A 25825-nucleotide genomic window follows, 5' to 3' on the forward strand; every position below is an offset into this window, starting at 1 on the left:
TAAAAAAAGCACCATTTCGGTGCTTTTTTATGTTCCTTATTTACGCTTCAATCGATTGATTTTCAGCAATATTTCTAAATTGTCGTTTGTGCATCCAAGTTAATGAAGCGATTGTTCCAAGTGATAATACAACGATGAAGATCATGAGCATTCCAATGTTTTGCCACATGAAGTTAAAGTCTCCGCTTGATACGACTGCCTTCAATCCAGATACAGAGTATGTCATCGGTAACCAAGCATTGAATGGTTGTAAAAACTTCGGAATCAATTCTAGCGGGAATGTTCCAGCACTTGTTGTCAGCTGAATAATTAATGTGATGATGGCAATGAAACGTCCTGCATCACCGAATGCTGTTACTAAACATTGAATTAATGCGATAAACGCTAAGCTTGTAACGATGCTAAAGAGTATGAAATACGGAATGCTTTGTACTTCTACACCTAATCCGAATAGTAATATGACATCAGCTACTACTGCTTGAATAATACCGACTGATAGTAATACGCCGAACTTACTAATAAACCAGCTAAACCCTGATTTTGGAACACCAACTGTATCACGTAATGGATATACGATTGATAATAGTAATGCCCCAACAAATAAACCGAGTGATAAGAAATACGGTGTAAATCCAGTTCCGTAGTTTGGAACTTCCGCTATTTTCTCCGTCTTCACTTTTACAGGACTTGCAAACATATCATACGTTTTATCCGTCCCTTTTACTTCACCAGTTTTTTCTGCTCCTTCGCCAAGTTTCTCAGCAAGTTCACCTGAACCGTCGTTTACTTTTACGAGACCATCTGTTACTTTTCCTGATCCGTCTGCTAGTTTATTTACGCCGTCGATTAGCTGGGTTGAGCCTGTTGACATTTTGTTTAGGCCACCATTTAGAGTACCTAAGCCAGTTGTTACTTGATTAGATCCATCTGCTAATTGATTTACGCCACCTGCCATTTGGTTTGCTCCTACAGATAATGTTCCTAAACCATCTGTTACTTGGCTTGAACCATCTGCTAATTGATTTACGCCACCTGCCATTTGGTTTGCTCCTGCGGATAATGTTCCTAAACCGCCTGTTACTTGACCAGAACCATCTGCTAATTGATTTACTCCTGCAGATAATGTTCCTAAACCACCTGTTACTTGGCTTGAGCCATCTGCTAATTTCGTTACACCTACAGATAATGTCCCTAAACCGCCTGTTACTTGACCAGAACCATCTGCTAATTTGGATACTCCTACAGATAATGTTCCTAAACCGCCTGTTACTTGACCAGAACCATCTGCTAATTGATTTACTCCTGCAGATAATTGACCTAATCCTGCTGTCACTTTTTCAGAGCCACTTTGTAATTGCGTTACTCCATCAATTAATTGAACTGATCCATCTTTTAATTTATCGGCACCTATTTTTGCATTATCTAATCCCTCACCAAATCCATGAAACTTACTAACAAATTCATTTTGTGCGCTCGTTAGTTTCTCAATACCACCTGCTAGAGTTTTTATCCCTGCTGGATTTGGTAAGTTTTTTTGCAACCCATTTGTTGTTTGATGTATTTCACCTTTTAATTGTTTCACTTCTTCATTTAATTTATTTGTTCCACCTGCTACTCCGGCAGCTTTTTGCTGAACTGTCGCTGTACTTTTTACAGCACTTGTTACGAATGGCTGTAACTGCTCTTGATATTCTTTTGGTAAACTTTCAATTTGCTTTTGTAAATTCGCTACCTCTTGTGCTGCATTTTTTGCATCTCCTGCTGTTGATTGCGTAAGTTCATTTAACTGATTTACATTCGCCCCAGCTCCATCTATTTTTTCATTTACTGTGTTCAATATAGAAGGAACTTTCGACTGCATTTCCTCTAAGCCTGCAGCAGACTTTTGTACGTTACTATTTAATTCCTGCAAACCCTTTTGAATTTCTTGAGACCCTTTTTCTAATTGGCTTTGCCCTTCAACAAGTTTTCCCATACCATTTGATAGGTCAGTTGTTCCTGTTTTTAATTCACCGGATTTACTTACTAATTTGTTCAAGCCACCGGTCACTTTCTCAGATCCATCACGCAACTCACCCGTTTTACTATTTAACGTATTTAAACCGTCTGTTACTTTGCCCGAGCCGTCTACTAATTTCCCAATACCTGCATTACTATTTAATGCATGTAAACCATCTGTTACTTTGCCTGATCCATCTACTAGTTTCCCAATACCTGCATTGCTATTTAATGCATGTAAACCATCTGTTACTTTGCCTGATCCATCTACTAATTTTCCGATACCTGCATTGCTATTTAATACGTGTAAACCATCTGTTACTTTGCCTGACCCATCTACTAATTTCCCTATACCTATCTGCATTTCACCTGTTTTGCTATTTAGCGTATTTAAACCATTTGTTACTTTCCCTGACCCATCTACTAATTTCCCTATACCTATCTGCATTTCACCTGTTTTGCTATTTAGCGTATTTAAACCTACTGTCACTTTCCCTGACCCATCTACTAATTTATTAGATCCATCTGCTAATTTCTGAACTCCATCCTTCATCTCTCCAGACTTCCCTTGAAGTGTATGAAGGCCGTCCGTCACTTTACTTGAACCATCATGCAGCTCACTTGATCCGTCGTGAAGTTTATTTGCTCCTTCCGCCCCATCTGCTAATCCTTTTGAGACGTCTTGAATGGAATCAAACATTTTCTCTGCATATGTTTTCGTTAACGTACTTGATACTTCACCTTTAATTTTTTCAATGGCTGTTCCGCCAATTTGTGAAGATAGGAAGTTCAAGCTTTCGTTTGGAATATATTCTAAGTTTAATGGCTTCGGATCGTCTTTTAATAACGTTGTAGCGTTACTTGAGAAGTCATCTGGAATGCGTACTAACATGTAATACTTTCTGCCTTCCATTCCTTTTTTCGCTTCTTTTTCACTTACAAATTCCCATTTGAAACTTGTATTATCTTTTAAATTATCAACGAGCCCTTTTCCGACCTCAATTGGTTTCCCATCAAATACTGCTCCTTTATCTAAATTGACTACCGCAACTGGTAAATCATCTAACTGTTTATACGGATCCCAGAAGGCCCATAAAAACATACCTGCATATAAAATCGGTACGAATAAAACCGCGATAATTGGAATTAATATTTTTTTACTTTTTATAATTTGTGTGAACTCTTTACGAAGTAACTGATTTCCTTTCATTATTTCTCCCCCTTTTTAAAATGACCAAAACGTTCAATCGGTCATTTTCACCCAAACAAAAAGGCTATACTTATTCATACATATGCCTTATCCCCGAATTTATACTATGCAACTGTTCCTTAATTTGAAAGCAATATTTCTATTATCCCCCCCTTAAATTGTATATATGACCATTTTGTTCATATGGTCATTTTTTATAATAATAAAAGGATTATCTTAATTTGACAATCCTTTTAATAAATAAAGTTCAAATAATTCTGCGATTTTTTCTTTTTCTAGCGGTTCATGATTTTTTTCCCAATCAAAAATAAGCGATACATATAAGCGAAGCATAATAAATGCTGTAATTTCTGGATCACATTTGCTAATTTCACCTTTATCAATCGCAATCTTTAAATACGATTGAATGACAGAAACGATTTCCACATCTACTTGTTGCATCACTTCTTGTACTTCTTTCGTTCCCATATCACGCTCTTCTTGAATTAACTTAATCATGAGCTGATGTTCTTTTCTGAATTCTAATATGCTATATAATGCTCTATGTACATTTTCAAAAAATGAAACTTCTGAACGAATTGCATTTTCTGCAACTTGCTTCATTTCTGTAATTAAATTAGAAATAATCTCGCCAAATAGCTCTTCTTTATTTTTAAAAAAAGTATAAATCGTTCCTTTTCCTACATTCGCTAACTTCGCTACTTGATCCATCGTTGTTGCTTTATAACCGAATGCTGAAAAAGACTTTGTTGCAGCTTCAATAATAGAACGTTTTCGATCTATCGCCACATCTTCACCTCCAAAAATGACCAATTGGATAATATAGTCAATTAGTACATCTTTGATATTACCACACGCTTACATTGTATACAAGTTCTCTTTTTTATTATTTCCAGTATAAAAAATTCCAGTCAAGTTATATCATACTGTTCATAGTGTATCAAAAAGTATACTTGTATGGAAAGCTGGAATATATTCGTAAATAATTGCTGACTAGATCCCAATAGAAATTTAATAAAATAGACAGTGTTCTTAAAACAAAATGTTTAAGAACACTGTCTATTATTTTGACATAGAAAGTAAGATTTTCTCCATCTCTTTCTTAGTTAGCTCATCATCGATTATCTCTTCGTATATCTTTGTATCTCTTGTAAAAATATCATTCACTATGACAATTTGATACTCACTATTCTTACCTTGTGCTGGTACAAACATTTTGAGTCCTTTTAACTTACCCTCTCCATGAGAAGATTTATTATAGACCATTCCTTTCCCTTCTAAACTATAACTTTCTAGATTCTCTTCTCCAGGCATCATGTAGTGTAGTGGGTCCTTATTACCACCTGCATACATTCTTGACTGATAAATTGTAAAACCATATTTCCCTTTTTTATATTCTGATTTAGTAACTAATTCTATATCTCTTCCAAAATATGAATCAGCCCATTCTCTCTTTAACTCATAACCTTCAGGTATATAAGCCGGCTGCTTAATTTGAAATGGCACATGATTTTTCGCTTCTTCTATAGTATATGTTAAAGATTTCTCCAGCTTTTCTCCAAGCGGTTTTAATGTCTTCTCAATAGTAGCTAGTCTTTCCTGATCAGCTTTCTTCAAGCGTTCAGGTTTATATTCCTTTGTATCTCCATCATAATTTTCAGGCACATTTTTTTTAACCATTGCTTTTTTACGAATTTCTTGGGCTTCCTTAAATAATTGAACATACTGCTCAAATTCTTCTTTTGTAAAATTCTTTTCTGCCAAATATAAAAAATCTGTATTCATTTTATATGACTTTATTGACATCCCCCATTCTCTACTTGCATTCTCCGGTGTGCCTAATACTGTTTCTATCGCTTCTTCAAAAGCCGCTTTAGATTGCTTTTTTTCTACAACCTTTTCTTTCTGTCTTTCATCCCCCTCAGTTATCCTTGCATTTAATAAAAATCCGCCTGCTATAGCTGCTATAGCAATAACTCCAAGTAAAGAAAGACGATACGATTTCTTTTGGAACTTTTTAATCATAACGATTCTCCTTTTTAATGTTCGTTTATTTCTACTTAAATTTGCTAGGCTTGGTACTTGATAGGAATAATGTTCTAGGAGGGTAATAATTGTATGACCGTATGCAATTTGCTCCTCTTTATCTATAAACGTAAGCGCATATGCATCACAAGCTAATTCTTGATCTTCTATCATACAGAAATAGGCGTACCAAAGAATCGGATTGAACCAATTTAATAAGATTAAACTGTACATAATCCAATTTACAGCTACATCGTTTCTTTTAATATGAGCTAACTCATGGTAAAAAACATGTTGTAATTGTTGCTCGTTTAATACTTTCATATGTTTTTTTGATAGTAATACTTTTGGGCGAAAGAAACTAAACACAGTTGGACTCGCAATCTTTCCTGCTAAACGTAATGAAACTACCTTCTTCATTTTCATAGACTGCTTACAGCGATTAAATACTGTAGCGACTTGTTCATCCATAATATCTGGTTGTTTCTTTATGTAAGAATATAAACGTCTATTTGTAATAAACGTTATAACTGCTAATAGGAATACCCCAACTAACCAAACATACATAGCAAGTTTGTATAAAGAAAATGGAGTCTGTTGTTCCAAACTAACTTCTACTTCCGGTTCGCTAGTTTTTGTAACCATTTTAGAATTTGATTCCACTGTACGGTCGCTTTCTATATTCACTATACTCTCCGTAGACGGCATATTTTTAGGAATAACTTCCGATACGCTAGAACGATAGGAAAGTAATGAATAAATGCTATAAGAACTATCTGGTGACCATGGTAAAAGGAGTCTAATCATTAATACAATCCACAGCATATATTGCCACCGGGGTGTTAATTTATTTCTAAATAAAATTTTTATACATAAAATAAAACCCACTAATATGCTAGCCATAAGTGATGTTTCTATAAGCCAATCAAAAAAATGAGGAAGGTATACATTTATAAGCATGTCTATCATTTTTATCGATCCTTCCTCTTATTCTCCTCTGTCTTCTCATCTAAAATGCGTTTTAGTTCATTAATATCTTCTGAAGATAATTTCTCCTCTTTTAAGAAATTAACAAGTAATGGTTTAAACGCTGCACCGCAAAAACGCTTTAGCAAAGATTTCGTTTCCACTTGTAAATAATTATCTTGTGATACTAACGGATAATAAGCATACATGCGTCCTTTATCTTGATGGTAAGAAACGGCTTCCTTTTGTACTAACCGATTAATTAATGTACGGATTGTTTTCGGTTTCCAGTCCATTTCATCTTCTAGTTCTTCTATAATTTCATTCGCTGTTTGTGGAGAATTAGACCAAAGTACTTTCATAATTTCTAATTCTGCTTCGGATATTTTAGGTAATTGATTTGTCATAATATATTTCACTCCCTCGTATTACATTTGTAATCTATAACTAAGATTACAAATGTAATACTTAATTGTCAACCATATTTTAGAAAAAACTAATTTCAACTAAACCTTACTTCCCAACAACAAATTTCTCTTTTTTCAAATAATCAAATAAAAAAACAAGAAAATCTTTACATTTAATAGTAATATAGAAAATAGACAAGTTTATCAAAATAGTGGAGGCTTTTTCAGTCATGATGCGTGCACTTCGTTTAAATATAAAGCAAGCTTTTTGTAATCGTGTTTCTTTAATTATTATGTTTAGTGGATTCGTTCTTATTTGTATTTATCATTATTATTATGTCATTCGTTATTTAGGAGACGCTGCGAGCGGATCTATATCAACAGATATAAAATGGATTGGATTTCGTGATAATGAAATGGATGTTTATTTATTATTAATGCCAGTTATTGCGAGTTTCCCCTTTAGTACAAGTTACAATTCCGATAAGTCAGATAGTTTTAAACCGTTCGTGAGCAAAGGAATTTCTTTATTTCCTTATTCAGTAACGAAATATATCGTTACGTTTTTTTGCGGAGGATTTCTTTATACCTTTCCATTCATCTTATCGTTATTATTTTGCAAATTAACAATTCCAGACGGAACACCTACGATTGGTTCTGGCATCATAAATGAGGATGGAATGTTCGCAAACCTATACTTCGATGCGCCTCTCACTTACATTACGGTATATATTGGAATTAATTTTTTATTTGCAGGTTTAATGGCCCTCTTAGGACTTGCTGCATCTGCATGGTCACAAAAAGACTATATGGCCATTCTATTTCCATTTGCAGTTAACTCCATTCCGTACGTCCTACTAAATACAATATTCCCTACAATAGGTGGAGCACCTATTCATTTATATGATCCAAAGCAACCATTGCAAGGCATGTCACCGTACATTTTAACGATGCAATGTGCTTTCTTCCTTCTCGTTAGCTTACTTATGTATATACAAGGAGTAAAGCGAGATAGAAAAAAATATAAAAGAAGACTGCAAAAAAGAGATCGATGTAGAAAAGCGTTTCAAGTAATTTCAGACTAAATCATTGAACGACTAAGAGCGTAATTCCCTGAGTGAGATTAGAGAATTACGCTCTTATTATCATTACTCATATAATCATCCTCCCCTTTACGACGTACCTGCCAATCCCCATAAAATAACAACCGTTACAAAGTAAATCGCTTTAATACCTACCACTAAACATAACAAACTAATTGCATATTTACTTAGCTCTCTTCTTGCGCCGATTAAAGTAAAAATAACTGCCAAGCTAAACGTTATATAAGATGCTGCTGTTTGTATTAAGTTATATGTAATATCTAAATTTTGTGTAAGTCCTGTTACATCAGCTAGAAATTGAAGCATGACGATTGTACTAAAAAAAATTGCAAGCTGATTCATTATCTTTCCATTTAACCATGCTTGCATCTTTAACCTCCTTACCTTATCAAAAAAACTGAATTATAAAAAATAGAAAAGCCTTTAGTATCAGTAGGCTTTTCTATTCATAACATTTACGGCGTACCTGCCAACATCCATAAAACTACAAAAACAATCATATAGATTATTTGAATTCCTACCGCCGAACATACTGAAATAATGGCATATTTACTTAATTCCTTTTTAATACCCAATATAGTAAATATTACGGCTAGACCGAATGCTATATAAGCGATATTAGTACTAAGCGTGCCTAAATAATACATACCTAGTGGTTGCGTAAGACCTGTTACATCGGCTAGAAACTTAATTATTATGAACATGCTAAAAAAAATCGCTAGTTGGTTCATTAGTTTCCCATTTAGTTGGGATACCATATGTCTACACCCCCTAACAATAAAAATGAATATTCAGTCTATTTTACCATGAAATTCCTAATTATGTAAAAGAACGCTCAGTATATTTCTAAGCGTTCTTTTACAATTATTTAAGAAGCTTTCTTCAAATCAATTTGAGCAAGTACTGGGTCGTGGTCACTTACACGTCCATGTTCTTTCATAATGTTTGAGTTTAAGTGTACTGGATCTACTATTGTGTGTGGTGCAATGTTGTTTGTTACTAAAATATGATCTAACACTTGTGCATTTCCTTCATGGATGTACGTGTAGCGATTTTCTTTCGGCACTGTGTTTAACATATTTTTCAAGATTGTTCCTTCTAACGTTTTTAATGGTTTAGCGAACTCAAAATCGTTCATATCCCCTAACACAACAACTGGTGCATTCGTGTTCTTTTTCTGAATACCTTGTACGAAATTGTTTACTTCTTGTGCTAATTGAACTCGTTTTTCTTCACTTTTTAATACGAGCGGTTGTACTTTTCCAAATGGCGTTGCATCTCCTAGTTTTGAGTTTAAGTGATTTGCAACGACGACAACGTTTTGTCCTTGGAATGTAAATTCTGCCGCAAGTGGTTTACGTGTACTTTCAAACAATGGGTTTTCGTCTCCAATGCGAACGACATTTTTATCAAGTAACTTCGGTACCGCTGCTAATTTCACGCGTGATGGGTTGTAGAAGAAACCGACGCGAATATTCGCTCCTGGCGCTCCACCGTCTAGATTATTATGCGGAGCAATTTCTACATACTCATACTTTGGCCCGCGAATTTCTAGCACCGCATCAATAATACGTTTTGCGCTTAATGAAGCATCTGTTGTACCGTCATTAATCGTTCCATTATTATCTTGCATTTCCTCTACCCCGATAATATCTGGCATTTTTAAATTGTATTTAATAGAATACGCTAACGCCTTTACTTTTTCATCTGTTGTTTCTTTTTTATTCGCCGAGAAGTTTTCAATGTTATATGTAGCAACTGTTAACTTATCAAGACGCGGCTGAATATTGGCCCCTACTTGCTTAAATCCGCCGTCTACTACAGATGGTAATTCCGTTATTGGCGAAATGCGGAACGCACCATAATCATATCCGACTACTCCTGTTATATCTCCAGTGAAAGTATCTCCTACTTTTGCTACATAATCACGAGGTACTTTTACAGAAAGACGCTCTGGATTTAATTGATTTTCATCTAATACAGGTGTGCCATATTTCGTTACGATTTTATTCCCGCCATTTTTCACTGTTACATATAAATTCCCGTTTTTCTGAGGGGCAATAATTTTTGGCGTTGGCATCGTAACGCGCATACCTTCTATACTTTCATAAAAGTCGATTGCATCTTCATTTGGATCAAATAAACCAAATGCATCATTATCGATAATTTGATCAGGAATTTTCACACCGTTTTCTCCAAGTACAATCGGTGCTGGTAAAGCTTGATCTTTTGCGATTACAGCAACGCGGCTCGCTTTAATTTCCGTCGTCGTTAAGTCTGTTTCAAACCTTTCTGCATATCCAGGTCCAACATATTCTTCTACTACTCCATCAACTTGAATAAGATCTCCTACTGCTACATTTGCATCTTTTTTGTATACGTACATACCTTCTGAAGTAGCTGGATCATTATCTGGCTGGTTGTCTTCTATATAAAAACCATTTTTATCAAGTGCTGTTACAACGCTTCCACATTGTATACTTTCTTCCCGTTGTAAGGAGAAATATGTGATTTTCCTTGAATATCATGAATACGAACTGGCTCATTGTTTACGATAATAAATGAAAAAGTTGAAATTCCTGAAGAAGTAAGTCCTTCTTTCTCTGCAATTGCTTTAATTACACTATTTTCATTCACTACAATCTGTCTGTTATAACGAACACTTTTATTTGTAGGGTTAGAACCATCTAACGTGTAATAGATTGTTGCTCCTTCTGTATTCGTTGTTAACGTTACCGCTGTTCCTTTCGCAACTTCTCCGCCACTAGGTGAAGCTACTACATCGCTAACACGGTTTTGTCCTTCTCCTTGAAACTTATGAGCTGTTACTGATTTTAAACCTGGGCTACTAAAATATAATTCAAGCGTCCCTGTTAAACTAACTTTCTTCCCGATATTTTCAGGATGATCTTTTACATTTACTGCCGCTCTCACATCGCCTTTTGGCAACTGAACAGGCATGATTTTGTCTGGATTCGTTTCATTTGGAGAATCGGCAATTGCCACATTTGTGTCGTCAAACTTAGCCGGATCCTTCGTGTACTTAGAAGGGCTTTGCGTATATCCAACGATATATCCTTCCACTGTCCCCTTCGTTTTCCCTTGCTGCTTAAATACTTGAATTGCTTTTTCTACTGACATAGAAGTAGTTTCTTCTGCTTGTACTAAAGTTCCAGTAAATGAAAGCAATAGTATGAATGATAAAAAGACACTTAACAATTTCTTCACAGCCATTTTCCTCTCCCTATTTCATATTTTCTCAGCATTTCTATCATATCAAATGATTCGTTATATAGAATGATATTTCGACAAGTTTTACAAAAAATTAATCTAATTTACTCGTTTTCAAACAATAATACAAAATAATAATTTTACACCTTCTACGAATACGTTTTATAATATGAAAGAAAAAAACAGAAATATCGAAATTTAATTGGCATGTAAAATGGATTCATTTGAATAGGAGTGATTGGATGGAAGTGCAAACAGAAACATACCGCGCAGCTATGAATGGAACATTAGAACGTCATTTTTCAGATATGATTGCTGTTATACCAACTAGAATTACAATTGAGCAGTTAAAACAGCGGCTAGAAACTATCGCTACTAAAGTTGATGAGTTAAAAATTGTTTATAGTGATGAGACAAGCCTTATCGTTGAGTTACATATGGATGAAAAAGTCATACCATATGAACTGCATATTGATGAGGCGAATGACCCAGAAGAATATAAACTGTACAATAGACAAGATTCTACAATCGTAGATCGTCATTTTGAAGATGCGGCTTTCGGTACTGAAATTTTCACCCGTACGCTATTTGTAGGCGATGTGCTAGACTGCTTTTTCCAGCAAATACAGTTTTTATGGAACCTCGCCCCGGATTTGTTATTTGTAATTGATTCAAGTGCCGCAATGAAAGTGATATCTAGAAGCTATATTGAATATCATGTTGAAAATGAATTATTACCTGACATTCCTGACTTATACGTTATTCATTCCGTTTATGAAGACGATAAAGAAGGCGAGCCTACGCAATATTGGTTTCATACACACGGCCTTTTAAGAGCGGGCGTAACAGAAATAGAATTAATTATTCCAAATCGTATTTCTTCCTACTACGGCATTGGTGACCTCTTTCAAACATTTGCGAATAATGCCGTTGAGAATGGACAAGTCCCTATGAATGAGCCTATCGTTATCGCGCATAGTCAGCAAGGTTCTATACATACAGTAGCTGTTCCGTGGGAAAAAGGATTATCTTATATTGGGCATAAAACGAGTATGGATCAATTATCTTCAATTGAGGATGAAGAAGTGAAGCTACAACCTATAGATGCACAAAACACATTCTTAGGCGGGATGGATGACCGAGATGAATACCATCAATCGCCATCTGTTCTCTTGTTCAAATTTGATACTTCAGAAGAATGTATCGAAAGCTTTTTCAAAGAACACGAGGAAGCTACAGGGCTTATGTTCTATAAAACAAATAGTGAAACCGATCGTATGGCTTACAATGCGAAGAATACTTTCGGGTACTTCTGCAACATTTTTCAAATTGAACAATCGAATGAAGATTTTCGTTTTCTCGCTAAGTTTGGTGTTTCCTACGAAGAGGGAAAAAGTGAACATATGTGGTTTGAAATGCAAAACATTACGGAAGAATTCATTCAAGGAATACTCATTAACGAACCATATTTTATAAAAGATATGAGTGAAGGAAATAGTTATCATTTAGATTTTGATGACTTAACAGAATGGGTTATTTATGCAGGAGATGCCGTTATAAAGCCAAATAACTTATATATGTTTATTGGTGAATAAGTAACAAAACGCCTTCAATATGATTGAAGGCGTTTCTCTTTACTGTGCGATTAATTCCGTATCCATTACTTTCTCCAAATGAGCTAGCACACGCTTTGCTGCTTTCTCACCTTGATCAATACAGTCCGGCAGACCAGAACCAGCGTAGGAACTACCTGCCAAGTATATACCTGGCAACTCTTTCTCCATAAATGTTGTGAGTTTCTTCATTCGCTCGTTATGGCCTACTGTATATTGGGGCATCGCTTCTTTCCAGCGGCTTACGACTGTAAACTCTGGATCTTCTGTAATATCCATCGTCTTTCGTAAGTCTTCTAGTACGAGCTGAACGAGTTCCTCTTCTGTTTGTTCTACAACTGCTTCATCACCAGGTCGTCCAACGTAACATCGAAGAAGCATTTTTCCTTCTGGCGTTGTATGTGGCCACTTTTTATGCGTCCACGTACATGCTGTAATTGTATAATCACTATTTCGAGAGACAACAAATCCTGTACCATCAATATCGCGCTGAATGGCTGATTTCGGGAAAGCCATTGCTACATTCGCAACTGATGTGGACGGAATGTTGCGGAAGAAACGAAACTGCTTGTACTGTGCAAACATAGATGGCAATACTTTATGTGAACTTGCCACTACGACCGCGTCCGCTTCTATTTCTTTTCCGTTACTAAGAGTAATCGTATAGCCATCACCCTGTTTTGCAACTTTTTCAATGCGAGTTCCCTTTATTATCGTACCTTCATGCATCTTTGCTTCGAGAGATTCTACGATAGATTCTAAACCTGTTTTCACTGTTTGGAAGATTCCTTTTTTCGGTTCAGCTTTCTCTTCTTTCGGAGCGAGCGTACGCATACCGAGTGAAATACTGCGATGTTTCTGCTCAATTTGATACATTTGCGGGAATGTTGACATTAAGCTCATTTCATCAATATCCCCTGCATAAATACCCGATAGTAACGGTTCTATTAAGTTTTCAACCACTTCGTTTCCAAGACGATGTCTGAAAAATTGTCCGAGTGATTGGTCAGATACTGGCTTTGACCTCGGCATTAATAGATCAAAACCAGCTCTTAGTTTACCAATTGGGGAGAACAGGCCGGAGAATAGAAACGGCGTAATTTGCGTTGGAATTCCCATCATTGATCCATTCGGCATTTTATGTAACCGATTGTTTACGAGGATAAATGATTGACCGGCCTGATTATTTACAAGTTCATCGCCAAGACCTAATTCTTTCACTAATCTAGCTGCACTTTCTTTTCGTGCTAAGAAAGAATCCGGTCCGCGCTCAATTGTAAATCCATCTTTTCGAACGGTTTGAATTTTTCCGCCAAGTTTACCCGATGCTTCTATCAGTAATGTATCAATCGGCAAGTTTTTTTCATGAATATTTTTTTGTAAGTTATACATTGCTGTTAATCCAGTGATGCCTCCGCCGATGATCACAACTTTTTTCCTCAAGCAGGCTCCCCCTTTCTTCTTACAGTACAGATTCTTTTTTCTTTAATACAACATCTGTTAAACAATCAATAAATGCGTCCGACGCATTTGGCATTTCTGGACGATAATATTTCGCACCAATTTCATCCGTTACAACTTTACACTCAAAGTCGTTGTCATATAAAACTTCTAAATGTTCCGCAACAAATCCAACTGGTGCATATACGAATGAAGTATAACCGTGCTTTTCATTTAGTTCTCTCGTTAAATCTTGTACATCTGGACCAATCCAAGGATCTGGTGTGTTTCCGGCGCTTTGCCAGCCTACTGCATAGTTTGCTACTTCAGCTCCGCGCGCGATATAATCCGCTGTTTCATTTAATTGATCTGGATATGGATCGCCCATTGCAATAATCTTTTCTGGTAAGCTGTGAGCTGATACGATTAATACTGCTTTTTCACGTTCTGCGTCTGACATACCATTATATATACCTTTCACTGCATCAACCCAGTACTGGATAAATTTCGGTTCTTTATACCAGCTAGCGATGCCATGAATTGTTAAGTTTCCAAGTTTCTCAGCTTCTTCTTGTGCTCGTCCAACGTATGATTTTACGCTAAACGTAGAATAGTGCGGCGCAAGAACAAGTGCGATTGCATCTTGTATACCGTCGTTATGCATATCTTTCACCGCATCTTCAATAAACGGTTCAATATGTTTTAAGCCAAGATACATATGGTACTCGACTTCATCTTGTACTTCATTTAAACGCTTCTCTAACTTCTTAGCTTGCTCTAATGTAATAGTAGCTAAAGGAGAAATACCACCAATTGCACGGTAACGCTCTGTTAAATCTTCTAGCATTTCAGGACTTGGCTTTCTTCCTCTGCGAATATGTGTATAGTAACGTTCAATATCTTCTTCTTTATATGGCGTTCCGTATGCCATTACAAGCAAACCAATTTTCTTTTTCATACAGCAATTCTCCTTTACTTCGCTAACTGCCCTTTAGAGTATTCATGAATAAATGTAGTTAAACGTTTTAATGTATCTGGATTTACTTCTGGGAATACACCGTGACCTAAGTTAAAGATATAACCCGGCTGTTTCATCCCTTGATCTAAAATACCTTTTACATGTTCTTCAATAACAGACCATGGTGCAAGTAAGAACGAAGGATCCATATTACCTTGTACCGCCTTGTGAACGCCGCGTGCACGTGCTTCTTCAATTGGTAAACGCCAGTCTAAACCGACTACATCAAGCGGTAAGTCGTGCCATTCATTTACTAAGTGTGCAGCTCCTACGCCGTGCATAATCATCGGTACACCCATCGTGCGAACTTCTGCAAAAATACGCTCCATTGCTGGTTTAATAAATACGCGGTAATCTGCTACGTTTACTGTTCCAACCCAAGAATCGAAAATTTGAACTGCTTTTGCCCCTGCGTTAATTTGCGCTTTTAAATATGTAATAACCATATCTGCTAGTTTATCCATTAAAGCGAACCAAGCTTTTGGCTCTGCATACATGAACGCTTTCGTATTATGGTAGTTACGAGATGGACCGCCTTCAATCATATAGCTCGCTAATGTAAATGGAGCTCCTGAAAAACCGATTAACGGTACGTCTAACATTTCTGTCGTTAATAAACGAATTGTATCTAGTATGTACGGCACGTCATCTTCTGGATTGATTTCCCCTAGTTTTTCTACGTCTTGTAAAGAACGGATTGGATTATCAATAACTGGGCCAATACCTGATTTAATTTCTACATCCACGCCAATTGCAGGTAGTGGTGACATAATATCTTTATATAGAATTGCTGCGTCTACGTTATATTGATCAACTGGCAGTTTTGTAACGTAAGCACATAACTCTGGATTATGTGTAATTTCAAATAAAGAATACTTTTCTTTTATCTTTCTATATTCCGGCTGCGAACGACCTGCTTGACGCATATACCACGCTGGTACATAATCAGTACGTTCCCCCCTACATGCTTTTAAAAATGTCTCATTTATAGTTCTTACCAAGACCCTTGCTCCCTTCCTTACCAATGCTTCGAATACGTTCGATATTTATCTTTTTTTACTATACAGCTTGTAAAAACAAAATGCATAATATTATGTACGTTGTTCATTAAATTGACACAAACATTCTTAAAAACGCTTACTATTTTCATAACATTCTTATTATAACACAGAGAAAAACTATGGTTTAGCTACTTTTGACTTTTCTCCTTCGCGATTCGTTTGTGTGTTATATGGCACAACGTAAAAACTCGGTTTTGAAAAGATGTTAACGAACTTTTCCTCATATTCCCCGGCACCGTTTACAGTACCTACATGCGTATGAATTCCATTTTCCACTCTATAAATACGATACATAATTCTTTCATCTGGAAGTGGTGTCCAGCTTAATTTCGCTTTAAATAAACCGAAAGGGCTAAATGCTAATTTCATTTTCACATCTTCAATCTTGCGCAGCCGAATTGGAGCACCGATTGTTTCCACACCTTCTGGTTTCCTAAACTGCTCTTTCTGTTCTACATTTGCTTTCGTTAAAATTTTCTTAAACAATTTTGTTGCTGACGCACTTTCTCCTTGCAACTGATGCTCTTTATCTATGCGGTCATAACCAATCCAAACAGCGCCTACTAAATTTGGCGTATAGCCAACGAACCACATATCTCTCGCTCCATTATCGTCATTTGGTAAGGAAGTTGTACCTGTTTTCCCAGCTAACGCCCCGTTATATACACCAGCTTTCGCTGTCCCTTCCTTTACAACTCCTTCTAACATTTTCGTCATATACCAGGCCGTTTGTTTCGAGAAAATTTTCGTTTCTACTTTTGGCGACTCTCCAATGACTGCGCCGTGTCTATTGAATACTTTATCAATAACGTGCGGCTCAATAATATCACCATTTGCTAAAAACGCACGGTACATTTTCACAAGATCAAATGTTGAAACGCCATTTTTTAATCCGCCAAGCGCTGTACTTAAACCAGCATCAGCAATGTGAACATTTCCTTTCTCTAAATATTGCTTTCCTTCTTCTACCCCTAACTCATTTAATAAAGAAACCGCAGGTACATTTGCTGACTCTAAAATCGCATCGTACATCGTTATTTCTTTCGAATATTCACGGTTATAGTTCCGAGGTTCATAACCTTCAAAAGAATGTCTTTCATTCTTTAATAAAGAATACGGATTATACTTTTTCGTTTCGAGTGCTGGCGCATAAACGATAAGTGGTTTTAGCACAGAACCGGGCTGTCTTTTTGCAAAAACACGATTAAATCCTCTCGGGACGTACTTTCTTCCGCCAATTGCCGCTTTAATTCCGCCTGTACGATTATCCATTAATAAAAAAGCACCTTGCGCTCCCTCTTCTTTCCCAGGGAAATTTCTTGCATCTTGAAATTGGTTATACGCTACCTTTTGAATCTTTTCATCCATCGGTACAACAAACGTATATCCTCCGCGAAGTACTTCTTGATGAGACAATCCGTATAAACGTGCTGCTTCATCTATGACCATATCAATATACGGCATATATGCGAGTTCATTTTCGTCCAAGTTTTTATATAAAGCAATTGTCTTACCTTGATAACGCACGCTTTCTTCGGCAGTCAAATAGCCTTGTTTATGCATAAGTGACAATACGAGATCACGGCGCTCTTTACTTTTCTCTGGGGAGAAATACGGTGAATATCCGCTTGGCGACTTCGGAAGACCTGCAAGCATTGCCCCTTCTTCTACTGTTAAATCTTCTACATTTTTATTAAAATATAACTTTGCTGCAGCTTGAATACCATAAGCTCCATGGCCAAAATAAATATGATTCATATACATTTCAAGAATTTGTTGCTTCGTATATTTTTGCTCTAATTGAAGGGAAATTGCGACTTCCTTCAACTTACGCGTAAATGTTTTTTCACGAGTTAAAAAGACGTTTTTAGCAAGTTGCTGCGTAATCGTACTGCCGCCTTCGACCTTCCCTCCAGCTAACGTGTCTTTATAAAGAGCACGAAATATAGACGGGTAATCAATTCCTTGATGCTCATAAAAACGAGAATCTTCCACCGCAACGAACGCCTGCTGCACGTATTTTGGGATTTGTTCGATTGGTACGAGGTCTCTATTTTCTACGTATAATTTCGTAATTTCTTTCCCTTTCTGGTCAACGATACGTGATGAAGAGTGGAAAACGAGCTGCTTTTCATCCATCATATAGCCACCAGCTAACACGATAAGTTTATAAAGGACAATCGCTAATACAAGCGTTGCTAACCCACCTAATAAAGTCCACTTTACTTTCTTCATACATCGGCCTTCTTTCCAAATGATGGTACATTTATTATTTGAAAAAGAAGTATCTTTATGTATATAATCTTCGAAGTTTTTTAAGAGAGTTGATATAATAGAAACAAATAAGTAAGGGGGCATTAAAATGAAGGCTATTATTTCATACGAAACACCTCTAGAACAAGCACATTTCACTGCAAAAAATGATGAAAAAAATATGTTTTATAAAGAAAATACAGAAGAATCTGTAGAAGGATCTCTTAGGTATGATGTACTAGACGCTGTTGGAGAATTTAAAGGACAGCCTGGCTATATCGTTTGTAACAACATTTCTGTCACAGACGAAGGTCGCCCTGTATTTGAAAACCGTTTTAAAAACCGCGCAGGCCTTATTGAAAACGAACCAGGATTCCAAGCGATCCGCGTTCTACGCCCATTAAGTAACGATACATATGTCATCTTAACGATGTGGGAAACAGAGCAAAACTTTAAAGACTGGACAGAATCACGTTCATTCGAAAATGCTCATAAAAAACGCCCCGCCCAAGCAGAAGGACAAGCTCCGGCGCATCCACATGCAGAACAACAAAAGAGTATTTTCTCTCGTCCGTCTTTCGTGACTACTTTTGATGTGTTAGTTTAGAGTTTTGGAGTTCGAGGGCTACGGTATGTGAAATTATATCGGCGATTTTCCGAATATATCGGCGCAACTTGAAATATATCGGCGATTTTCCGAATATATCGGCGCAACTTGAAATATATCGGCGATTTTCCGAATATATCGACTTATCGACAAATGACGACATAAAAAGGAAACACCGTTACACGCCGGTGTTTCCTTTTTCTTTATACCAATTATATATACAAAGCGCATCTTCTTTTTGCATATGCTTCACTTTGTAAGGATGCCCCGCTACCGATACGACAGCTGTACATAGCTCGTCTTTCTTTTGAAAATACGATTGACTGTATCCGACTGCTTGCACATGCCTTCTTCGCATGATTCCTGTATATTTCGCGAGTCCTCGGTACACCATGACTAACTGATTGTCTCGTATCATATAACCACTACTTGTATACCGCGCGTATGCAAGTAACGTAAATATAATACATAGTGGTATGAGAGTGAATAACGCGATATTTTGTTTAAAATATATACTCGCACCTATGATTGGCACAGCGAGTACGGCACTTGTAATCCAGCCCATGATGACGTAACGACGTAATGCAGCCTTCGGTAAATGAACGATTTCCTCTTCCATTTCATACGGCAACTGTAAATATGCGAGTAACTGCTGCACATCTTTTTTCTTCATAAAAGGATGTAACATCACTTCATTTCCCGCCGCCTCTATACTTTGAATAACTTCTACTTCGACAGAGCAATATCCGAAAGGCTGGCGGAGAATACCTTCTTTCACCGTAATCGCTTGAATACGGTGTAATTTTAAAACAAACTCTTTCTTATCAAATAAACCTTGCACGATACGAACTTCATTTCCATTTCGCTCAATTTTAAAGTTCGCATATTTTAATGCATAACCGGCTGTTGAAATGACCCACGAAACTGCCATTAAAATCGCCGCCATAACGATTAATTCATATACACCGTTATCCATCACATACGCTTCCACTTTATTGATGAGCCATTTTGGAAGAAATTGATTAAACTCTGTGTAAAGGATGACTAACATTGAAAACACTAATCCGAATCTACCAGATGTAATAGATGCTGCTAAAATCTCTTTCGTTGTTAACTGATATACCGTCTTACTTCCTTCTTCCGTAGGCCCTCCTTCACTCACAACACTTCTTTCTTTATGTAATAAAGTAATGAGTTCCTTCGCTTCATCTTCTCTAATACCCGCCAACATCACTTCTGGCTCAGTACCGCCGCCTGCCACTTCAATATTTAATTTCGTCAGTCCGAGCACTTGATAAATGATGTTAGAAGACGTACTAATATTTTGCACACGTTCTTTATTTAAGTAACTTTCTTTCTTAACGAACACACCATGCTTTATATGTAAAATATTACTTTCAACCCAGTACACTTTGAAATACCATTTTATAGCTGAGAAAATAGCCATAATGAATATAATAAACAAGATAAAAAGATAAAATAAATACCAAGGTTTCACTTGTTCTTCCGGTTTAAACATAACAAGGATAATAAGTGGAAATAAACTAGTAATCTTAATACCTAACAATATTGTGATCGGATGTTGCCTCTTATACATCCTCATCACTCACTTTCGCAAGTTCTCCAATTTGTCTTTTCAGCTGCTCTGCTTCTTCTTTCGTTAAACCTGGAATACTATGAGAAGTTGCTGCTGTTGAAATATGTAATTCTGCTAAATTGTACTTTCTCATAATCGGGCCCTGTTCAATCGTTACGTGTTGCACGCGAATCATCGGAATAAGTACGCGTTTTACAACGAACATTCCCTTTTGAATCTCAATCTCTTCTTCATTTAATCTGTAACTATAATAGCGCTGACGTAAATTTGGAAACACAAAATAATCAAGCGGAATAAATGTAATAGCGCCTGTTACTAACAAGCCAAACAACCAACCCCACCAATTAAAATTGATCATAAAAAAGAAATATGCAATTACGACTGCTAGTATAACTGCCGCCCCAATTAAAGCGTGAATTCGCCACACTTTCAGCATATTAGAATGAATCTCCCTTTCTAACGGCTGCATTTCATCACTCCAATTATATGAATTTATTACTTATATATTAGTTGGTATATACATATTTGTAAAATTATCCCGCGTTAACGGGCAGTAGAACTCCCCCAAAAATTTCAGCTGGAGCAAAGAAGTTAGAGGAACGATCAACTGCCCGTAAACGTCCGATTGGTTCAACTAATAATCAGTGGGGATGAGTCTCCCACTGATTAAAGTTTCACTTTATAGTTTTTTACATCGTATCGATTATTTCTTTAAAATTCCCTTCATTAATAGAATACACTTGAAACTGAATGTAATCTATCTCATTCGTATCTAGTTTAGCAAATGGCAAAATGTTAAATTTAGAAGCTGATCTTCCTAACATATCTACAATCATTAGAGAAACATCAATATGGTCGAAATCTACACGGAATACTACCGCTTCCCCTGTAAATTCATAATCTTTAATCGCATCATAAGACTTATTCGCACTAATGAGCATCACTTTTAATAGTTGGTTCAAATTTTCTGGTTTAAAATTAATCATATACGTGGCTCCTTTTCCAACAAAACACTATAAAAATAGTGTAATCTTATACTTTCATAGCTTCACACATCAATTATATTAAAAATAAAGCTAGTTTTTTATAAATTTTTTGATATAATTACTTACGGGAAAAGGGAAGAATTTTGTCTTCCCTTGTGTTTTTATTTGCATCTAGTACTTTTGCTAGATGCCTTTTTTTATGCTAAAAAGGTATCCTCAAACACTTTGAGGATACCTTTCCATTAATTTAGTGCACTTCAACAATTGTACCATCTTCAAATACTTTAAATACGCCAGTAAATCCTGATCCAGCTGCGCCTTCTATTTTATATGTCGTACGCACTCTAATTTGATAATATTTCTTTCCATTCTCTACTTGCGTATTTTCTAGCGTATAATCATAGTCTTCTTTATATTCATTTTTAATATATTCTTTCGCTTTCTCAAAAGTAAATGCATCTTGAGTCTTTCCTGTCTCTACTTTTTGGTTCTTTTCTGCTTCTACCTTTTGATTCTTGTCAGTCTCAGTTGTTTGGTTCTTTTCTGTTACTACCTTCTGATTCTTTTCTGTCTCAGTTTTTTGAGTCTTTTCTGTTGCTACCTTTTGATTTTTTTCTGCCTCAGTTTTTTGAGTCTTTTCTATTGCTACCTTTTGATTCGTTACTGCATTTGTTTTTTGTGCCTTCGCTGCTGCTTCATTCTTTGCAGTTTTTTCTTCTTCATTCATTTTAGTAACTAATCCTACCGCTTTTTTATTATATTCTTCAAGATTCTTGTTATCTTTTGTTTCTGCAACTAGCTTATTTAATATTTCTTTCGCTTCTGCATAATTTTTCTTACTTATTAACTCTTCACTTTTCGTCAGTTGCTCACTATACTTCTTTTTTTGTTCTAAGATAGCTAGTAATGCAGTTCGTTCTTCCTTCGCTTGTTTTACAAGCGTAGTATTTCCATTCTTCATGTTCTCTACTTTTTCAAATGACTTGATTGATTCTTCTACCTTTGTTTCTTCTTTTAACTTCACAGCTTCAATCATTACTTTCGTTTGTTCTACAAGCATCTTTGCATCCGAATCGTCTTTTTTCTCATCTAGCGCTTTTTCAAATGATGATAAGGCATTTTTATATTCTTTATTCGTTAACGCGGTCTTTCCTTCATCCATTGCTTTGTCAAAATTCCCATTACTACATCCAGCTAACATTAAAAATGTAAGTCCAATTACCATTAATAACTTTTTCATTTTTTCTCCTCCTATATATCCCCTAAAACACTAGCTTTATATGTATAAAAGTCTGTGTAGTAATTAGACTGAAAGTAAAGATGTACTTTGTGTGTGGGAAAGGAAGTACATTTCATTTACTATCATTACTTAAAACTCCTAAATAGTTGGTAGTTGGTTTTCTTCTTCTTTTAAAGACAGAAAGGAATTTTAATAATGTGCGCAAAGTTCTCACCAGGCTCTTTACTACACACACTCTTATACACATAGAAAAACTATTTTTATTTTTCAAACTTCATATATCTTCTGACGATTCGATACGCACTTCATTTTGTAACATACCGAAAAACAAAAGAAAACAAACTGCAATGTAAGTTACATTTTGTAACCACTCTGTAACACAAATGTAACACAAGGTTTTAAAACATACAATAGTTTTTTTACATTATTTTCCCCACTTTCTATATTTTAAAGCGTTAATCCGGTTCCAATCCTTAATGTAATACGTATTTTCATAACACTCACGCTAAAAAAAAGAATTTACATTTTTGATTAAATTGAAGGATATACCCCCTTAAAAAGAAAAAATACGCTATTCTTTCCTATGAGCCTACAGGAGGAAAGAATAACGTATTTTTCAAAAATGAGTTCTTTTATACAAACGCTTTAGTTCTATATCACAATTAAAAGGGCAATCAACGCTAATATAGCTGGAAGCCCTTGTTTCACAATAATTGATTTATTAGATGTGAAACCGCCGAACAGAGCTGCTACTACCACACACATTACAAAAAATAATTGAACCATATAACCAATTGAATTGAAACCAAGTATAAGTCCCCAAATGAGACCAACAGCTAAAAATCCATTATATAAACCTTGGTTTGCAAACATAATGGCTACGTTTCGATCTCCTTCTAAATGCTCAGGTAATTTAAAAGCACGTTTTGCCACTTTTGAATTCATAAAAAACATTTCGAGGATCATGATAAATAAATGTTCTAATGCTACGATCCCGACTAAAATAGCTGCGATTATTTCCACAGTATTGTGCCCCCTCTATCTTCGCTTTAATCTTATAGCTTATATAAAAATCCGACATCGTCTGAATAACACGTTTTCAAAAATTCCTCCTTCTTACTTATTAAAACATTAATTGACATATCAATATTTGATATGTCAATTAATATACAACTCCCCTTTTAGTTTTGCAAGTTTTTTTTGTTCAATTTGTTTTATCCCACTTTAATGGGCAGTAAGACCCCCATCTCAAAATTCAGCGAGAGCAAAGAATTTAGGTGGGGATCAACTGCCCATTAAAGTCCGATTAGTTCAACTAATAATCAGTGGGGATGAAGAAAACCCACACTGATTAAAGTTTCACTTTATTTTGTTCCATCATCTTTAAATCAATTCAAATCCTATGTTAGCTCCCTAGAAACTATACTGTTTTTTTAATAACTCCATAAAAGGAATCAGCTATATCGTCAAATTAATAATTCATTGTCTCCAAAAACGAAAATTTTATTTCTTTTCTATTAAGAAAGCTCATTTTTATTATTTTAGGGCCAGTCCATTTTGTAAGCTCTATGGGCATGGGATTACACCAACAAAACAAGAATTTCATACTTAACAAAAAAGCCTACTAATGAAAGTAGACTTAAATTTTTTTAGGTTATTAACTTAATAATTTATCAGTTCATTTTCAGGGGTTTGAATAATAACAGGTTTTTTCCCTGGATCAATCCATCTTAAAATATCAATCACATTTTGTTTATCTACATCTGTACATCCTTCTGTCCATGAAGTAGAAACATGGAAGAAGATTGCACTTACTTTGTATGGTGTACGTGATTCCGTATTATAATTAATTACGAAGCTATAATCATATGCTGGGATATACATATTTTCAGCTGATTTCCATCTACCTCTTACAGGCTTTTCCTGCAGCGTATTATAGTATGGAGATTTAGAATCATCTACCCAAACATGATTTGGTTTTGCTTCCAAACTTTCGCAACGTTATTTTCTTACATAGTATTTAATTCACTTGATTATCAAAAGGGAATCCTATTATTTATGTATATTAGTGTTATCAGTCTTAAACTACAAAATAAATAATCAAAAGGTTTCCTATAAACTCAACCACTAAAAATCCTCCAATCCATTAAAATGTATAATTAATCTTCAGTTTGCTTTAATCGAAATATACTTATTCCTTTTTCCTTAGCCATGTTTTCAAGATTGCTTTCTAAATACTCATAGACTTCTTCAATAGAATCTTTAGACAGAAAAATATGTTCTAAATTCAAAGGATCTTTAACCGTTATACTTTTTTTAGAAAAAAGATTTATGATTTGTGGCAAAATACGTATAGTTTCGCACTCTAAATGTAAACGTCTTCCATTTTCAAAGCTGAGAATTAAGTCTAAACTAATTCTCGTTCCAGGAAGGAAAAGAACCGCGTTGGGCTTCTTAACAACAGAAATTTCTATATCGCTAATTTCGCTGTACATAAACTCTTCTACCGGCTCTTTCTTTTTTTTTATTTTAAGCGCCTCACAAAGGGTGATGGTAATATTATGCTCTCCCAAAGTAGTTATACAAAAAGGGTGTAATTTACTAGCATATGTAGGATAATATCTTCCTTCTAATTCAATAAATGTTGGTAATATTATATTTTCGGAATACAACAAAAATTCTTCCTTTTTCATAACCATTCCACCTTATAAATATATTATTAAAACAACATTTAACAACAAATGCTTAAATATATCACAAATAAAATCTAAAATTTTACTAATCAGGATAAAGTTGGTCTATAATTATTTTACCACAATCTCGAATATATGTATTGTCTTGTCCGTATTTCAGACATTTTTCTTATTTTCACTTATATTTATCGATTTACTGCCAGTATTTTATTTAAGAAAAGAAACACATCCACCTTCCGATTGCTACGTTTATGAACGATCTAATGGGTAATTATACAATCTCTTCTAATCCTAAGTTGGAACAAATACAAACTGCTGATTTATAAACCACCTATACTTCATCATATGAATACTTTTAAAAGAATACTAACGTCCCT

Annotated in this window: 19 protein-coding genes and 2 pseudogenes; 3 read left to right on the plus strand and 18 right to left on the minus strand. The window is 35.5% G+C overall.

Features of this window, described 5'->3' with window-relative positions; genetic code table 11:
- Positions 1–40 precede the first annotated feature (40 nt).
- The 4 genes from LMD38_RS21060 to LMD38_RS21075 form a co-directional block, all read right to left on the minus strand.
- The gene (locus tag LMD38_RS21060; protein ID WP_228919974.1) at positions 41–3208 is read right to left on the minus strand and encodes a YhgE/Pip domain-containing protein; all 3168 of its coding nucleotides are present in this window, start codon (positions 3206–3208) and stop codon (positions 41–43) included.
- Positions 3209–3424: 216 nt separating this feature from the next.
- Complete coding sequence (locus tag LMD38_RS21065; RefSeq protein WP_000963380.1) at positions 3425–3997, minus strand: TetR/AcrR family transcriptional regulator; 573 nt, start codon at positions 3995–3997, stop codon at positions 3425–3427.
- Between the two features lie 273 nt (positions 3998–4270).
- Complete coding sequence (locus LMD38_RS21070) at positions 4271–6202, minus strand: M56 family metallopeptidase (RefSeq protein WP_062821517.1); 1932 nt, start codon at positions 6200–6202, stop codon at positions 4271–4273.
- A gap of 2 nt (positions 6203–6204) precedes the next feature.
- A complete protein-coding gene (locus LMD38_RS21075) occupies positions 6205–6606 on the minus strand; it encodes a BlaI/MecI/CopY family transcriptional regulator (RefSeq protein ID WP_000184506.1) in 402 nt (133 codons plus the stop codon).
- A 230-nt stretch (positions 6607–6836) separates the two neighbouring features.
- Between LMD38_RS21075 and LMD38_RS21080 the strand changes: the two genes are divergently transcribed.
- Positions 6837–7691 (plus strand): hypothetical protein, encoded by an 855-nt coding sequence (locus LMD38_RS21080; RefSeq protein WP_061183727.1) that lies wholly within the window; start codon positions 6837–6839, stop codon positions 7689–7691.
- 87 nt (positions 7692–7778) lie between these two features.
- Here the strand turns inward: LMD38_RS21080 and LMD38_RS21085 are convergent, their stop codons facing one another.
- The 3 genes and pseudogenes from LMD38_RS21085 to LMD38_RS21095 form a co-directional block, all read right to left on the minus strand.
- Positions 7779–8078: a hypothetical protein gene (locus tag LMD38_RS21085; RefSeq protein WP_061183728.1), complete on the minus strand. Its 300-nt coding sequence runs from the start codon at positions 8076–8078 to the stop codon at positions 7779–7781.
- Between the two features lie 86 nt (positions 8079–8164).
- The gene (locus LMD38_RS21090; RefSeq protein WP_062821516.1) at positions 8165–8467 is read right to left on the minus strand and encodes a hypothetical protein; all 303 of its coding nucleotides are present in this window, start codon (positions 8465–8467) and stop codon (positions 8165–8167) included.
- A 110-nt stretch (positions 8468–8577) separates the two neighbouring features.
- Positions 8578–10943 (minus strand): annotated as a pseudogene (locus LMD38_RS21095) (DUF6359 domain-containing protein).
- 239 nt (positions 10944–11182) lie between these two features.
- On the opposite strand from LMD38_RS21095, the gene LMD38_RS21100 reads away from it, so the two are divergent.
- Positions 11183–12535 carry a DUF4026 domain-containing protein gene (locus LMD38_RS21100; RefSeq protein WP_061183731.1) on the plus strand — a complete coding sequence of 451 codons (1353 nt, stop codon included), beginning with the start codon at positions 11183–11185 and terminating at the stop codon, positions 12533–12535.
- Between the two features lie 39 nt (positions 12536–12574).
- Here the strand turns inward: LMD38_RS21100 and hemY are convergent, their stop codons facing one another.
- The 4 genes from hemY to LMD38_RS21120 all read right to left on the minus strand — a co-directional run bounded on the left by hemY (position 12575) and on the right by LMD38_RS21120 (position 18307).
- Complete coding sequence (gene hemY / locus LMD38_RS21105; protein WP_062821514.1) at positions 12575–13996, minus strand: protoporphyrinogen oxidase; 1422 nt, start codon at positions 13994–13996, stop codon at positions 12575–12577.
- Positions 13997–14015: 19 nt separating this feature from the next.
- Entirely contained in the window at positions 14016–14951 is a 936-nt protein-coding gene (gene hemH / locus LMD38_RS21110; protein WP_062821513.1) for a ferrochelatase, read from the minus strand.
- Positions 14952–14965: 14 nt separating this feature from the next.
- Complete coding sequence (gene hemE / locus LMD38_RS21115) at positions 14966–16012, minus strand: uroporphyrinogen decarboxylase (protein ID WP_000252614.1); 1047 nt, start codon at positions 16010–16012, stop codon at positions 14966–14968.
- Between the two features lie 177 nt (positions 16013–16189).
- A complete protein-coding gene (locus LMD38_RS21120; RefSeq protein WP_062821512.1) occupies positions 16190–18307 on the minus strand; it encodes a transglycosylase domain-containing protein in 2118 nt (705 codons plus the stop codon).
- A gap of 127 nt (positions 18308–18434) precedes the next feature.
- On the opposite strand from LMD38_RS21120, the gene hmoB reads away from it, so the two are divergent.
- Positions 18435–18932 (plus strand): heme-degrading monooxygenase HmoB, encoded by a 498-nt coding sequence (gene hmoB / locus LMD38_RS21125; protein ID WP_000644069.1) that lies wholly within the window; start codon positions 18435–18437, stop codon positions 18930–18932.
- Positions 18933–19110: 178 nt separating this feature from the next.
- Here hmoB and LMD38_RS21130 read toward each other — a convergent pair whose 3' ends face one another.
- From LMD38_RS21130 to LMD38_RS21160, 7 genes and pseudogenes are all read right to left on the minus strand, one after another.
- A complete protein-coding gene (locus tag LMD38_RS21130; protein WP_062821511.1) occupies positions 19111–20529 on the minus strand; it encodes a PH domain-containing protein in 1419 nt (472 codons plus the stop codon).
- Positions 20522–20998: a PH domain-containing protein gene (locus tag LMD38_RS21135; RefSeq protein WP_001182711.1), complete on the minus strand. Its 477-nt coding sequence runs from the start codon at positions 20996–20998 to the stop codon at positions 20522–20524. Before LMD38_RS21135 ends, LMD38_RS21130 begins: the two co-directional genes overlap by 8 nt.
- 220 nt (positions 20999–21218) lie before the next feature.
- On the minus strand, positions 21219–21515 hold the full coding sequence (locus LMD38_RS21140) for a hypothetical protein (protein WP_016716722.1): 297 nt from the start codon (positions 21513–21515) through the stop codon (positions 21219–21221).
- Positions 21516–21762: 247 nt separating this feature from the next.
- Positions 21763–22755 (minus strand): hypothetical protein, encoded by a 993-nt coding sequence (locus LMD38_RS21145; protein ID WP_062821510.1) that lies wholly within the window; start codon positions 22753–22755, stop codon positions 21763–21765.
- 651 nt (positions 22756–23406) lie between these two features.
- Positions 23407–23778, minus strand: coding sequence for a DUF1304 domain-containing protein (locus LMD38_RS21150; protein ID WP_000402488.1), 372 nt, complete (start codon positions 23776–23778; stop codon positions 23407–23409).
- Positions 23779–24417: 639 nt separating this feature from the next.
- Positions 24418–24732, minus strand: a pseudogene (locus LMD38_RS21155) (L,D-transpeptidase family protein); the annotation flags it as partial.
- Positions 24733–24914: 182 nt separating this feature from the next.
- Positions 24915–25448: a hypothetical protein gene (locus tag LMD38_RS21160; protein WP_062821509.1), complete on the minus strand. Its 534-nt coding sequence runs from the start codon at positions 25446–25448 to the stop codon at positions 24915–24917.
- Positions 25449–25825: the final 377 nt, after the last annotated feature.

It is taken from the genome of Bacillus pacificus, from assembly GCF_020861345.1.
Taxonomy (GTDB): Bacteria; Bacillota; Bacilli; order Bacillales; family Bacillaceae_G; genus Bacillus_A; species Bacillus_A pacificus.